At 62.7% G+C, this 13,222-nt stretch carries 13 protein-coding genes and 1 pseudogene; 11 read left to right on the top strand and 3 right to left on the bottom strand.

Annotation, left to right across the window (positions count from 1 at the left end; translation table 11 throughout):
• The first annotated feature begins 3 nt into the window (after nucleotides 1-3).
• The 8 genes from PHO31112_RS25040 (at nucleotide 4) to cysM (ending at nucleotide 7,308) form a co-directional block, all read left to right on the top strand.
• The gene (locus PHO31112_RS25040) at nucleotides 4-297 is read left to right on the top strand and encodes an integration host factor subunit beta (protein WP_010804341.1); all 294 of its coding nucleotides are present in this window, start codon (nucleotides 4-6) and stop codon (nucleotides 295-297) included.
• Between the two features lie 241 nt (nucleotides 298-538).
• Nucleotides 539-832, top strand: coding sequence for a LapA family protein (locus PHO31112_RS25035; RefSeq protein ID WP_010804340.1), 294 nt, complete (start codon nucleotides 539-541; stop codon nucleotides 830-832).
• Nucleotides 833-897: 65 nt separating this feature from the next.
• Nucleotides 898-2,073, top strand: coding sequence for a lipopolysaccharide assembly protein LapB (gene lapB, locus PHO31112_RS25030; RefSeq protein ID WP_150624152.1), 1,176 nt, complete (start codon nucleotides 898-900; stop codon nucleotides 2,071-2,073).
• A 21-nt stretch (nucleotides 2,074-2,094) separates the two neighbouring features.
• The gene (locus PHO31112_RS25025) at nucleotides 2,095-3,468 is read left to right on the top strand and encodes a UDP-glucose dehydrogenase family protein (RefSeq protein ID WP_150624150.1); all 1,374 of its coding nucleotides are present in this window, start codon (nucleotides 2,095-2,097) and stop codon (nucleotides 3,466-3,468) included.
• Between the two features lie 17 nt (nucleotides 3,469-3,485).
• A complete protein-coding gene (gene rfaE1, locus PHO31112_RS25020) occupies nucleotides 3,486-4,475 on the top strand; it encodes a D-glycero-beta-D-manno-heptose-7-phosphate kinase (RefSeq protein WP_150624148.1) in 990 nt (329 codons plus the stop codon).
• The gene (gene rfaD / locus PHO31112_RS25015; RefSeq protein WP_150624146.1) at nucleotides 4,472-5,476 is read left to right on the top strand and encodes an ADP-glyceromanno-heptose 6-epimerase; all 1,005 of its coding nucleotides are present in this window, start codon (nucleotides 4,472-4,474) and stop codon (nucleotides 5,474-5,476) included. The genes rfaE1 and rfaD overlap by 4 nt, the downstream gene beginning before the upstream one ends.
• 155 nt (nucleotides 5,477-5,631) lie before the next feature.
• Complete coding sequence (locus PHO31112_RS25010; protein ID WP_150624144.1) at nucleotides 5,632-6,288, top strand: ComEA family DNA-binding protein; 657 nt, start codon at nucleotides 5,632-5,634, stop codon at nucleotides 6,286-6,288.
• 117 nt (nucleotides 6,289-6,405) lie between these two features.
• Nucleotides 6,406-7,308 carry a cysteine synthase CysM gene (gene cysM, locus PHO31112_RS25005; RefSeq protein ID WP_150624142.1) on the top strand — a complete coding sequence of 301 codons (903 nt, stop codon included), beginning with the start codon at nucleotides 6,406-6,408 and terminating at the stop codon, nucleotides 7,306-7,308.
• A gap of 102 nt (nucleotides 7,309-7,410) precedes the next feature.
• Here the strand turns inward: cysM and mltB are convergent, their stop codons facing one another.
• Nucleotides 7,411-8,640 (bottom strand): lytic murein transglycosylase B, encoded by a 1,230-nt coding sequence (mltB, locus tag PHO31112_RS25000; RefSeq protein ID WP_246178554.1) that lies wholly within the window; start codon nucleotides 8,638-8,640, stop codon nucleotides 7,411-7,413.
• 439 nt (nucleotides 8,641-9,079) lie between these two features.
• Between mltB and PHO31112_RS24995 the strand changes: the two genes are divergently transcribed.
• Both PHO31112_RS24995 and PHO31112_RS24990 read left to right on the top strand, forming a co-directional pair.
• Nucleotides 9,080-10,003, top strand: coding sequence for a histone deacetylase family protein (locus tag PHO31112_RS24995; RefSeq protein ID WP_150624140.1), 924 nt, complete (start codon nucleotides 9,080-9,082; stop codon nucleotides 10,001-10,003).
• A gap of 59 nt (nucleotides 10,004-10,062) precedes the next feature.
• Nucleotides 10,063-10,887, top strand: coding sequence for an enoyl-CoA hydratase (locus PHO31112_RS24990; protein ID WP_150624138.1), 825 nt, complete (start codon nucleotides 10,063-10,065; stop codon nucleotides 10,885-10,887).
• Nucleotides 10,888-10,929: 42 nt separating this feature from the next.
• On the opposite strand, the gene PHO31112_RS24985 is transcribed toward PHO31112_RS24990, so the two are convergent.
• Together PHO31112_RS24985 and PHO31112_RS24980 are read right to left on the bottom strand one after the other, a co-directional pair.
• On the bottom strand, nucleotides 10,930-11,703 hold the full coding sequence (locus tag PHO31112_RS24985) for a ferredoxin--NADP reductase (RefSeq protein ID WP_150624136.1): 774 nt from the start codon (nucleotides 11,701-11,703) through the stop codon (nucleotides 10,930-10,932).
• A gap of 125 nt (nucleotides 11,704-11,828) precedes the next feature.
• On the bottom strand, nucleotides 11,829-12,743 hold the full coding sequence (locus PHO31112_RS24980) for an alpha/beta hydrolase (protein WP_246178553.1): 915 nt from the start codon (nucleotides 12,741-12,743) through the stop codon (nucleotides 11,829-11,831).
• 372 nt (nucleotides 12,744-13,115) lie between these two features.
• On the opposite strand from PHO31112_RS24980, the pseudogene PHO31112_RS24975 reads away from it, so the two are divergent.
• Nucleotides 13,116-13,222: pseudogene (locus PHO31112_RS24975) on the top strand (electron transfer flavoprotein subunit beta/FixA family protein); the annotation flags it as partial.

Raw genomic sequence — 13,222 nt, 5'->3', positions numbered from 1 at the left:
CCTATGACCAAGTCTGAATTGGTCAACCAGTTGGCGGCGCGGTTTCCCCAGTTGGTGCTCAAGGATGCCGATTTCGCGGTGAAGACAATTCTCGACGCGATGGCTGATGCGCTTGCGCGCGGTCATCGAATCGAGATCCGCGGTTTCGGTAGTTTTGGGCTCAACCGTCGGCCACCGCGCGTCGGCCGCAACCCGAAGTCGGGCGAGAAGGTGTTGGTGCCGGAGAAATTCGTGCCGCACTTCAAGCCGGGCAAGGAATTGCGAGAGCGGGTTGATCACAAGGCGTCGGACCAATAAGGCCCTTTGGGATCTACTACGCAAAAAAAAGCGCCTTCGGGCGCTTTTTTTGCGTCTTGCGGACGCGAGTGCGCACAAGTGACGCAAATGTGAAGCGCGCTGCAGTAACGACGCCTCATGGAGCACATCCGGTACAATACGCCCACGTGTCGGCCCGGTGCGCGGACGGTGTCGATACCGTGCGCGCGAGGTCGCTCAAGTCGCAAAACATACGGCAAGCCTGCCGCAGGAGCCTTTCGGCATGAAGCTGATTGTTTGGATCGTTCGTCTCATCGTGTTTGTGGTGTTGCTGTGTCTCGCGCTTGCCAACACGGGCGCGGTCACGTTGAACCTGTTCCTGGGACATACGTGGACAGCGCCGCTCATCATGATCGGGCTCGCGTTTTTCGTGGTCGGTGGCGTCATCGGCGTGCTCGCCACGTTACCGAGCCTGATGCGTCAACGCCTTGAACTGCGCCGCACGCGACGCGATCTTGCGCGTGCGCAGCGTGATACCGAAGCAAGCGATCAACCACCGATGCTGCCGCCGGTCTAAGGCGACGCGGCGCGGCGTAAGATTCTCGCCATCCTCATCGACTGTTTCAACGACAACACGCATTCATGGAATTCGAGGTCTGGTGGCTATTAGCCATCCCCGTGATTTTCGGCTGTGGCTGGGTGGCCGCCCGCCTGGATTTGCGCAGCCTGCTCTCTGAGAGCCGCAATCTGCCGGCATCCTATTTTCGCGGTCTGAACTTCCTGCTCAACGAGCAGCCCGACAAGGCGATCGATGCCTTCATTGAAGTCGCGAAGCTCGACCCCGAGACCACCGAACTGCACTTTGCGCTTGGCAGCCTGTTTCGCCGTCGTGGCGAGACGGAGCGTGCTATTCGCGTGCATCAAAACCTGCTTTCTCGTGACGATCTGCCGCAAGCCGATCAGGAGCATGCACTCTACGAGTTGGGCCACGACTTCCTCAAGGCGGGTCTGCTTGACCGTGCAGAAGAGGCGTTCGGCCGTTTGCATACGGGCGCGTACGCCAAAGCCGCACAACATGCGAAGCTCACGATTTATCAGATCGAGAAAGAGTGGCGTAAGGCGCTGACCGAGGCCGAGATGCTCGGTGATCTCGATCCCGCCGTGTCGTACCGCAAGGAGATTGCGCAGTTCCACTGCGAACTGGCGCAGGAAGCGCTGCAACGCAAGGACATCGCTTCGGTGACGCAAGAGCTGGATGCCGCGCTCGACGTCAATCCCGCGAACGTGCGCGCGCCGTTGCTGCGCGGTGATATGCTGCTTGCCGCCGGCGATGCGCAGGGGGCATTGACCGTGCTCAGCACGATCGAGCAACAGAATCCGGTGTATCTCGGCCTGGCGGCCAAGCGTTTGATGCGCGCGTACGAGGCCTTGGGCCGTGCGCCGGAAGGACTCGTGGTGCTGCGCGATGCCCTGGGCAAGAATCCGTCGGACGATCTGCTCGAGATCGTCTACGAGAAGACGATGGCCCTCGAGGGGCCGGAAGCGGCGCTCAAGCTCATGCGAGAGCAGATGCACCGCGCACCAAGCGCACTCGGCATGACGCGCCTGCTCGAAGCGCACGCCGCGACGGCGCCCCCAGATACGCAGTCCGATCTGCAACTCATGGGCAAGCTCGTCACGCAACGCACCAAGTCGTTGCCGCGCTACGTCTGCGATCAGTGCGGCTTCCGCGCGCGGCTGTTCTATTGGCAATGCCCCGGCTGTAATGGCTGGGAGACCTATACGCCGCGTCGTGCCGACGTGCCCGCGGCCTCCTAATTTCTTTACGTTCGCGCAATCATGAAAGTCACCATCATCGGCTCCGGATACGTCGGCCTCGTTACGGGCGCTTGTCTGGCAGACGTCGGCAACGACGTGTTCTGTCTCGATGTCGATCCGCGCAAGATCGACATTCTGAACAACGGCGGTGTGCCGATTCACGAACCCGGCCTGAAGGAGATCATCGCGCGAAATCGCGAAGCCGGCCGGCTTCACTTCTCGACGGATGTCGAAGCTTCGGTCGCGCACGGCGACGTGCAGTTCATCGCCGTGGGCACGCCCCCGGATGAAGACGGCTCCGCCGATTTGCAATACGTCGTGGCGGCTGCGCGCAATATTGGCCGGTACGCCAAGGGCTTCAAGGTGATCGTCGACAAATCGACGGTGCCGGTGGGCACGGCCGACAAGGTGCGTGCCGCCGTGGCCGAAGAACTCGCCAAACGAGGTGAGGACGTGCCGTTCTCCGTCGTCTCGAACCCCGAATTCCTGAAGGAAGGCGCGGCCGTGGACGATTTCATGCGTCCGGACCGTATCGTGATCGGGGTGGGCGACGACGCCGACGGCCAACAGGCGCGCGCGATGATGAAGCGCCTGTACTCCCCGTTCAACCGCAATCACGAACGCACGCTGTATATGGACGTGCGCTCGGCAGAGTTCACCAAGTACGCGGCGAACGCCATGCTGGCCACCCGTATCTCGTTCATGAACGAGTTGGCGAATCTGGCCGATCGCGTCGGTGTGGATATCGAAGACGTGCGCCAGGGCATCGGCTCGGACCCGCGTATCGGCTATCACTTCCTCTACGCCGGTTGCGGCTACGGCGGCTCGTGCTTCCCGAAAGACGTGCAGGCGCTCGTGCGCACCGCTGAGGACTACGGCGTGCCTCTGCGGATTCTGAACGCGGTGGAAGCCGTCAATGAAACGCAGAAAGCTGTGCTGATCGAGAAGATCATCAATCGCCTTGGCGACGATCTCTCGGACAAGACATTCGCGCTGTGGGGGCTGGCGTTCAAGCCGAATACCGACGACATGCGCGAAGCGCCCAGCCGTCGTGTCATCGAGGAGCTGGTGCGCCGTGGCGCGCGTGTGCGCGCCTACGATCCGGTGGCACTCGAAGAAGCCCGTCGCGTGATTGCGCTGGACTTCGCGGACGATCTCGCGGCGCATGCCCGAATCGAATTCTGTGTGACGCAGAACGACACGTTGACGGGGGCCGATGCGCTCGTCATCGTCACGGAGTGGAAGGCCTTCCGTAGCCCCGACTTCGCGAAGGTGAAAACGGCGTTGTCGTTGCCGCTGATTTTCGACGGCCGTAATTTGTACGATCCGGAAGCCATGCAGGAACTCGGCATCGAGTACCACGCTATTGGCCGCGATCTGCGTAAGCCGGTCTGAGCATCCAGGAGCGACGAATGACTTCGACGGCAACTTCGCTCACGCGCACCGTACAGGCGCCTGGCGTGCCCACCGTGCCTCGCGAGGCCTTCAGCCGCGCGCGCGTGCTCATCGTTGGCGACGTGATGCTCGATCGCTACTGGTTTGGCGACGTCAATCGCATTTCTCCGGAAGCACCGGTGCCGGTCGTGCACGTCAAGCGCAACGAAGAGCGTTTGGGCGGTGCGGCGAACGTGGCGCTCAATGCTGCGTCGCTAGGCGCGCAGGCAGGGCTGCTGTGCGTGCTTGGGGAAGATGAACCGGCTGAGCGCGTGGTCGACATGCTCGACGCAAGCGGTGTGACCGCCTTCGTGACACGCGATGCGGATCTGGCGACGACGATCAAGTTGCGCATCGTGTCGCGTCAGCAGCAACTACTGCGCATCGACTTCGAAAACCAGCCAGCGCGTGAAGTGTTGCTGGCGGTGCTCGACCAGTATCGTCACCTGCTCGCCAGCTATGACGTCGTGTTGCTCTCGGATTACGCGAAGGGCGGTCTGACGCACGTGCAACCGATGATCGAAGCCGCGCGGGCGGCCGGCAAGGCGGTACTTGTCGACCCGAAGGGCAGCGACTATGAGCGCTATCGCGGTGCCACGATTCTGACCCCGAACCGGTCGGAATTGCAGCAGGTCGTGGGCGAGTGGCGTTCGGAAGACGACCTCACGGCGCGCGCGCAGAACCTGCGCGAGTCGTTGAACCTCGAGGCGCTGCTGCTCACACGCTCGGAAGAAGGCATGACGCTCTTCACCGAAGGCGGCGCGCTGCATGTACCGGCGCAGGCGCGTGAGGTGTACGACGTTTCGGGCGCGGGCGACACCGTGATCGCGACGCTCGCGGCATCGCTCGCCGCCGGCGTGCCACTGCCGCAGGCCGTGGTGCTCGCCAACCGTGCGGGCAGTATCGTCGTGGGCAAGCTGGGCACGGCGACGGTGGACTACAACGAACTCTTTTCCGAACTGACATGACCATCATCGTGACTGGCGCTGCGGGCTTCATCGGCGCGAACATTGTCAAAGCCCTCAACGAGCGCGGCGAGACCGACGTCGTGGCGGTCGACAATCTCACGCGCGCCGACAAATTCCGTAATCTGGTCGATTGCGAGATCAGCGATTACCTCGACAAGGCAGATTTCGTTGCGCGCTTTCAGCGCCGGGAGTTCGGCCGGGTTCGTGCGATTTTCCACGAAGGCGCCTGCTCCGACACGATGGAGACGGACGGCCGCTACATGATGGAGAACAACTTCCGCTACACGCGTGCGCTGTTCGAAGCCTGTCAGGCGCAGACGGTGCCGTTTCTCTATGCGTCGTCGGCGGCAACGTACGGTGCGTCGGAAACGTTTGTGGAGTCGCGTGAGTACGAGAAGCCGCTGAACGTCTACGGCTATTCGAAGTTCCTGTTCGACCAGATCGTGCGTCGTGCCATGCGCGACGCGGGTGGCAAGTTGCCGAGTCAGGTGGCCGGTTTCCGTTACTTCAACGTGTATGGCGCGCGTGAGGCGCACAAGGGACGCATGGCGTCGGTCGCGTTCCACAACTTCAATGAATTCCGCACCAACGGCCGTGTGAAGCTTTTCGGCGAATACAACGGCTACGCAGCCGGTACGCAAAGCCGCGACTTCGTGTCGGTCGAAGATGTGGTCAAGGTGAATCTGCACTTCTTCGATCACCCGGAGCGCAGCGGTATCTTCAACCTTGGTACGGGCCGTGCGCAGCCGTTCAACGACATTGCCGTTGCGGTGATCAATACGCTTCGCGAGGAAGCGGGCGAGGCGCCGTTGACGCTCGACGAACTGGTCAAGCAGGGGTTGGTAGAGTACATCCCGTTCCCGGACGCCTTGCGCGGCAAGTACCAGTGCTTCACGCAGGCGAATATCGACCATCTGCGTCAGGCGGGCGGGTATCAGCAGCCGTTCTACACGGTGGGCGAAGGGGTGTCGCGTTACGTGCGCTGGCTGCTCGCGCAGTAAGCGCAGAGACGCATTGCCGGACAGAACGGGGAGCCAGACGGCTCCCCGTTTCGTTTTATATTGCTGCCGATGTCATCCGCAGACGCGCTTGGGCGTTAATGAGGTATCGGGGGTATCCACAATATCGGCCCGAGACACCTCATAAGGAACGCACCATGCTTCGCAAACTCTTGCTGGCGGTTGTTGCCTTTTTCACCCTGTGCGGCCTGGCGATGGCCGCTGTCGACATCAATACCGCCGACCAGACGCAGCTTGAAACGCTCAAGGGCATCGGACCGGTCAAATCCAAGGCCATCATCGAAGAACGCAACGCCCACGGGCCCTACAAGGACGCGGCTGACATAGCAAAGCGCGTCAAGGGGTTGGGCGCCAAGTCCGTCTCCACGCTCCAATCCGAAGGCCTGACGATCAACGGGCAGGGCGGTGCTGCGGCCCCGGCGGCGCCGGCCGCGTCGGCAAAATCTGCGCCGGCCACTGCTCCGGCGGCCCCCGTGCCGCCCACGGCCACGCAAAGGACCCCGACGCCTACGCCGGCCGCGGGTTCGGCCATGAAGCCGGCCTCGCCCGGTGCGACGGCTATGCAGGCCAAGCCGGGCACACCGGTTCCGGCGGTAGCATCGGCTGCGGGTGCACCCGAGGCGAAGGCAGCCAAGCCGAAGAAGTCGAAGAAGTCGAAGGAGGCCAAGGAGGCCAAGGAGGCCAAGGCGGATGCGGCACCGTCGGCGGCAGCGGGCGCCGACTCGGCTTCTGCCAAATCGTCCAAATCGAAGAAGGCCAAGGCCTCGTCGCCGGCCAGCGCGCCGAAGCTCTGACGTGCGCCGGGCGGTCGGACGTCGTGCAATATGATGTCCGGCCGAAGCCTTACCACGAGCGTGGGCATGGCCGGTGGATTAGAATGATCTGATTCCCGATCGAAAAAGCTCAGTGTAATGGCCTATATGACTATCGAAGACACCATCGGCAATACGCCGCTGGTGCAATTGGTGCGTTTGCCCGACGACGACATCCGCCGCCGCAACAACGTGATTCTCGGCAAGCTCGAGGGCAACAACCCGGCGGGGTCGGTGAAAGACCGTCCGGCGCTGTCGATGATCAAGCACGCGGAATTGCGCGGCCGCATCAAACCGGGCGACACACTCATCGAAGCGACCTCTGGCAATACCGGCATCGCGCTGGCGATGGCAGCGGCGGTTCGCGGCTACAAGATGGTCCTCATCATGCCGGAAGACCTCTCTATCGAGCGTCGTCAGAGCATGGGGGCGTATGGTGCCGAAATCATCCTGACGCCGGTCAAGGGCGGCATGGAGTACGCGCGCGATCTCGCCGAACAGATGCAGCGAGATGGCCGCGGTACCATCTTGGACCAGTTCGCCAACCCGGACAATCCGCGCGCGCACTACGAGACGACCGGCCCGGAGATCTGGCGCGATACCGAAGGACGCATCACGCATTTCGTCTCCGCGATGGGGACGACAGGCACGATCATGGGGGTGTCGCAGTATCTGAAAGAGCAAAACGACGCCGTGCAGATCATCGGTGCCGAGCCGGCCGAAGGCTCACGCATTCCCGGAATTCGCAAATGGCCGGAAGCCTATCTTCCCAAGATTTTCGACCGCACGCGTGTGGACCGCACGATCTCGGTGACGCAGGCGGACTCGGAAATCATGGCGCGCCGGATGGCTGCGGAAGAGGGCATTTTCTGCGGTATTTCGGCAGCCGGTGCGTGCCACATCGCGCTGAATCTGGCGCGTGAAGTCGAGAACGCGACCATCGTGTTCGTCGTGTGCGATCGCGGCGATCGCTACCTGTCGACGGGCGTGTTCCCGGCGTGATGTGCGGCGGTGCCCGGCACCGCCTCCCCGGCGCGGGAGACACAACGAAAACGGGACCCGAGGGTCCCGTTTTTCATGGCGAACGACCACGCGGCCTCGGTATTATGGCGCGCGCGCCGCCTTGATCGCGTCGGCTAGGTCGTACACCGACGTCGCGTAGAAGAAGCTGCGGTTGTAGCGCGTGAGCACGTAGAAGTTGTTCAATCCCATACGGTACTGCGTGGCCTGTCCCGGCGTAGGCAGATCGACGATAAGCACCGGCGTGTCGCGCGAGGCCCCTACGTCGAGCCGCGGCTCGTTCATCAGCATGCCGGCCTTGATGAAGTCGCCGAGCTTCCAGTGCGGCTCGGGCTGCCCGTCGGCACCGGCCTCCGCGAGCCCTTGACTGCCGCGATCGGCGGCGATGTTCCAGACGATCGGCTGTCCTGGCTGCCAACCGTGCTGTCTGAGGAAATTGGCGACGCTGCCGATGGCGTCCGCTACATCCGTCGTCAGATTGATCTTGCCGTCGCCGGTGTAATCGACTGCGTAGTTGCGAATCGAGGACGGCATGAACTGCGGAATACCGATGGCGCCCGCGTACGAGCCGTAGATGCTGAATGGATCGACGCCGCGCTCGCGTGCATAGAGCAGCAGATTTTCCAGCTCATTGCGAAACAGCACCATACGCTCCGAACGGTTGCGTGCGGGCGGATAGTCGAACGCGAGCGTGGTGAGCGCGTCGATGGTGCGGAAGTTGCCCATGTTGCGCCCGTAGATCGTCTCCACGCCGATGATGGCGACGATGATCTCCTCGGGCACACCATATTGTTTTGCCGCGCGCGAGAGCGTGGCGGCGTTCTGGTTCCAGAAGCGTACACCGCCATTGATGCGCGTGTTGTCGAGAAAATTCCTCTCGTACTTTACCCAGTTCTTCTGGCCGGGGGTGGCGGGCGGTGCGGCCAGACGTGCGGCCGTCTGCGAGAACACCACGCGTGAGAACACCCGCTGCAACTCGGCGCGATCGAAACCGTCGCGTGCCACGATGTCGTTGATGAATGCATCGACCTCGGGGTTTGCCGCGTAGCGTTGCGGCACGACCTCTTCTTCGAACTCCGTTTGCGCGGCCTGCTTCGCTCGCGTTTGCGCGTGCGTGCCGGTCGCCGTCAGCGCAAAGGCGCCGATGCATAGCGCAACGCCGAGCGCGCGAACCGGGCGAGACAGTCGCCAACCGCGCGTTGTGTCAGAGGGCTTGCGGAGGGGCGCCGGGAAATAACGGCCAGTGTCCGGTCGATGAGTGAGGCGCGAGAGCGCCAGCGGGAGCGAGTCGTACATCCGTACCGGTGATGTCATGCTGTCTGTCAGGCCTGTATGAAGTCCGAATGCGAGGCGGCCGTAGGGGCCGTCGTCGCGTTAGTCGCGTTGATGCGCTTGCCGGCGGGTATCGAAACGATTCGAAGCGATTCGACACGCGGTTCAGACTAGAGCGTCAACCATTCATGCCAGTTCCTGCCGTCCCGAATTTCAGGAGAACGGCGCTTACCGGCTGACACGGGTCTGCTGGGAGACTGCTTGGCAGTATAACCGAGTGCACCTGTGATACCTTAAGGCCTGTGCACTGTCCGTGACAGTGTTCAGGGGGATGCCGGCCATCGGCACGTGTGTGCCAGTGCAGTGCGGCACCGTGAGCCAGGCGCCACGCCCGGCCGCTACCGGACGTGGAGACCACGGCGCGGCGGGCATCCCCCGCCCGTCCTAATATAACGATTCGAAGCGATAGGCGACACAACGAATGGCTACCGGGTTTTATACACACCCCGATTGCATCCGTCACGAGATGGGAGAGTGGCATCCGGAATGTCCCGAGCGGCTGCGCGCCATCGAGGACCAACTGATCGCCGGACGCATCGACGGTCTGCTGGAGCGCCGCGAAGCGCCCGCCGCTGACGAGGCCAGTCTGCGGCTCGTGCACACGCGGGCTCACATCGACTTCATTCGAGACAACATTCCCGAGTCGGGCTATTTTCCGATCGACCCGGACACGTTGCTCAATCCGTATTCGTGGCGTGCGGCCACCCGTGCAGCGGGGGCGGCGATTGCTGCGACCGACGCCGTCATTCGTGGCGAACTCGAGAACGCCTTTTGCAGCGTGCGTCCGCCGGGCCACCATGCGACGCCCACGCGTGCGATGGGCTTCTGTCTGTTCAACAACGTCGCGATTGCCGCCGCTCACGCGCTGGAAGTGCACGGGCTTTCGCGCGTGGCGATCGTCGACTTCGACGTGCACCACGGCAATGGCACCGAAGCCGCATTTGCCAATGACGACCGCGTGCTGATGTGCGGCATTTTCCAGCACCCGTTCTATCCGTTTTCCGGGGCGGTCGATCCGGCCCCGAACATGCTGAACATCCCGCTCTCCGCCCGTACGTCCGGTATGCAGGCGCGCGAGGCCATCGATTACGGATGGTTGGGCCAGCTCGAAGCGTTCCGTCCGGAAATGATCTTCTTCTCGGCAGGCTTCGACGCGCACCGCGAAGACGATCTCGGCAATCTCGGACTGACCGAAGCGGACTTCATGTGGATCACCGAGCGCGTCAAAGCGGTGGCGGATCGACATTCGAAGGGGCGCATCGTGAGCTGCCTCGAAGGCGGCTACAACCTCTCGGCGCTTGGCCGCAGCGTCGTGGCGCACCTGCGGGTGCTCGCCGACGTTTGACGTTCCGCACTTGACCAACATACGATGCCGCGCGCTCAGACGCGGCGCAGGAGGCGAAGATGACGGCATCCGAATCCGCGGCCGCAGCGGCTGAACCCTGGGTCCTGGTCACGCGCGGCGAGGGCGAGCTTGCCGGTGTGGTCACACTCACGCTGAATCGACCACGTCATTTCAATGCGCTCTCGGAAGCGATGCTCGACGCGCTGCAACGCGCGCTCGACGACACGGCTCGCGACGCTACCGCGCGCGTGGTGGTGCTCGCCGCTGCCGGCCCGGCGTTTTGTGCGGGGCACGATCTCAAGGAGATGCGCGCCGAGCCGTCGCTCGACTATTACCGCACGTTGTTCAATCAATGCACACGCGTGATGCTGACGATGCAGCGCATGCCGCAACCGGTGATTGCGCGGGTGCACGGCATCGCAACGGCCGCAGGGTGTCAACTGGTTGCCATGTGCGATCTGGCCGTGGCCGCGTCGACGGCGCGCTTCGCTGTCTCCGGCATCAACGTCGGCCTGTTTTGCGCGACGCCGGGCGTCGCGCTCTCGCGCAATCTCACACGCAAGCAGGCGATGGAGATGTTGCTCACGGGCGAATTCATCGACGCGCAGACGGCCCGCGAGCGCGGTCTCGTCAACCGTGTCGTCGCGATAGAGCGATTGGACGCGGAAGTGGCGGCGCTGTGCCGTTCGATTCTGGCCAAGCCTGTGGCAGCGGTGGCCGCCGGCAAGGGGTTGTTCTACCGGCAGGCCGAGACGGGCATCGAAGCGGCCTATCAGATGGCCGGGCAGACGATGGCCTGCAACATGATGGACGAGTGTGCGCTTGAAGGCGTGCAGGCGTTCATCGAGAAGCGCGTGCCCGACTGGGCGAAGCCGTCCGTCTGAAGACGGGCAACGTCTGCGCGTTGGTTTCGGACTTTCCCTGCGCTACCACTGCTTTTCAAGCACGAGCGGCCCCGGTGTGGCAGTACGGCTCACCGCGTAGCCCTTGTCGGTAAACCAGGTGCGCAACTCCTTGACCATGTCCGGGTTGCCGCACACCATGATGCGCGATGTGGCCGGGTCGAGCGTTGCGCCCATCGCTTTCTCCAGTTCTCCCGACGCGAGCAGCGACGTGATGCGCCCGTAAAGCGCATCCGGCGTTTGCTCCCGCGTCACGCACACGGCGAAGTGAAGCTTTTCGACAAGCGACGGATCGACGTCGGGGTGCGAGAAGTGCCGTAACTCTTCGTAGTAGGCGAGGTCGCGCGCCCATCGCACGCTATGCACGACGAAGATGCGCTTGAAGCGCTTCCAGACGGCCGGGTCGCGCAGGATTGACACGAACGGTGCGAGGCCGGTGCCGGTGGCGAGCAGCCAGAGGTCTTCGCCGCCCGTGAATCGGTCGAGCGTCAGGAAACCGTAGGCGGTGTGATCCACGAACAGCTCGTCGCCGGCCTCGAGTTGCGACAAGCGCGGCGTCAATTTCCCTTCGGGAATCGTGATTGCATAGAACTCCAATGTATCTTCGGCGGGAGAGCTGACTAGGGAAAAGGCCCGCCAGATGATCGCTCCGTCGTCGCCGGGAAGCCCCACCCGCACGAACTGCCCTGCCGTGAATTGCAGGCCGGCGGGCCGCGTGGTCTTGACGCTGAAGATCGTCGGCGTCCAGAAATGCACGCCGGTGACCGTTTGGGGCGAGTATTTCATCTGCGCTTGCATACCGGAAGCTCCTCGCAATTCACACGAGTTCAGTGTAACGCGCAGCAGGGAATTGCGTGATGAGACCCTGTTCGCGTGCAGGGTTCCGCGTGCTCGTTTCCTCGACGGCGTGGGCGCTCGGTCGTTCAGACGTTGTCGTGGGCACCCAGTGCAGGTTGGGGCGATTGTACCGACGGCGCCACTGGCGTGCCGGGCAGGTGTTGCAGCAGCCACTGCGTCAGTTCGTCGATGACCTTCTGGCGACCGAGGTCATTGAGCGTTTCATGAAAGTGTCCCTGATAGAGGCGGAGTGTCTTGTCTTGCGAACCGGCGTTGCCATGAAATTGCTCGCTCGCCCACGGCGCGGTGAGTCTGTCGGCGGTGCCATGAAAGATGTAGAGCGGCAGGTGCAGTGCATGGGCATTGGCGTGAATCCGCGCCATGGCGTCGAGCAGTTCTGCGGCGGTGCGAGCCGGTGTGCCGCGATAGGCGTTGAGCGGATCTTTTTTCGCCGCCGCCACAACCGCTTCGTCGCGCGCGATCAGCGTGGGATCGATCTTGAAGACGGGGACCTTCGGCAGCCAGCGAGACACCCAGCGTCCGGCCGTCACCATCCACGGTGCAACGGGTTCGCCAGGCGCAAGCGCCGGGCTGCTCAGCATCAGTGCGCGCACATTTGCCGGAGCCCGCGTGATGGTGAACAACGCCGCGATAGCGCCCCCCATGCTGTGACCGAGCAGAAAAAGCGGCGTTGGGCCGAATGTGGTGCGAACGTGTGTGAGGAAGATCTCCGTATCGTCGAGGTACTCGTCGAAACGTTTGACGAAGACCCGCGGGCCACCGGAGCGTCCGTGCCCGCGCAGATCGTAAGCGACGGTGGCGATGCCATAGGCGGCAAAATGTTCGGCCAGCCGCGCGTAACGTCCGCCGTGTTCTCCCATCCCGTGAACGATGGCGACGACCGCCCGCAACGGTTCGCCGCCGGTGTCCGGCTGCCAGCGATGCACGTAGAGCGAAAGGCCGTCGCTGGCTTGCAGATACGATTCCAAATAGGTGATCATGTCTCCTCCTGGCGCGTTGGCCGGGTGGCCGTCATGCGTGCGACGGCACTGCGATTGTCGGGTGCGCCATTCGATCATAGTCGCCCGTGCGACAGGGTGATTTCTCTAGAGGAAATGCACCATAAGGATACTGGCTGTGCGTCATGATTTGCATAAAAATAGCACGATCGTTCGAGGCGGGGCAGAAGCGCATAGGCATGTGCGTGCCGGGTTCCGGCGCCGCTATCGCGGCGGAGATCGCGCATCCGTGGCAAGTCGACAGGACGTCATCAATATTCGCCACAAAATGCCGCAAATATGCAATGAATGCGTCATTTGCCGTGTGGTTATAATGTCAGCGGATTGACGTTAACGTAACTTTGGAGCGAGTTCATGAAGATCCTGGTACCGGTCAAACGGGTAGTGGATTACAACGTAAAGGTTCGCGTGAAGAGCGACGGCAGTGGCGTCGACATCGCGAACGTGAAGATGTCGATGAA

The organism is Pandoraea horticolens, from assembly GCF_902459555.1.
Classification (GTDB): Bacteria; Pseudomonadota; Gammaproteobacteria; order Burkholderiales; family Burkholderiaceae; genus Pandoraea; species Pandoraea horticolens.
This window is presented reverse-complemented; position numbering and strand designations above follow the sequence as displayed.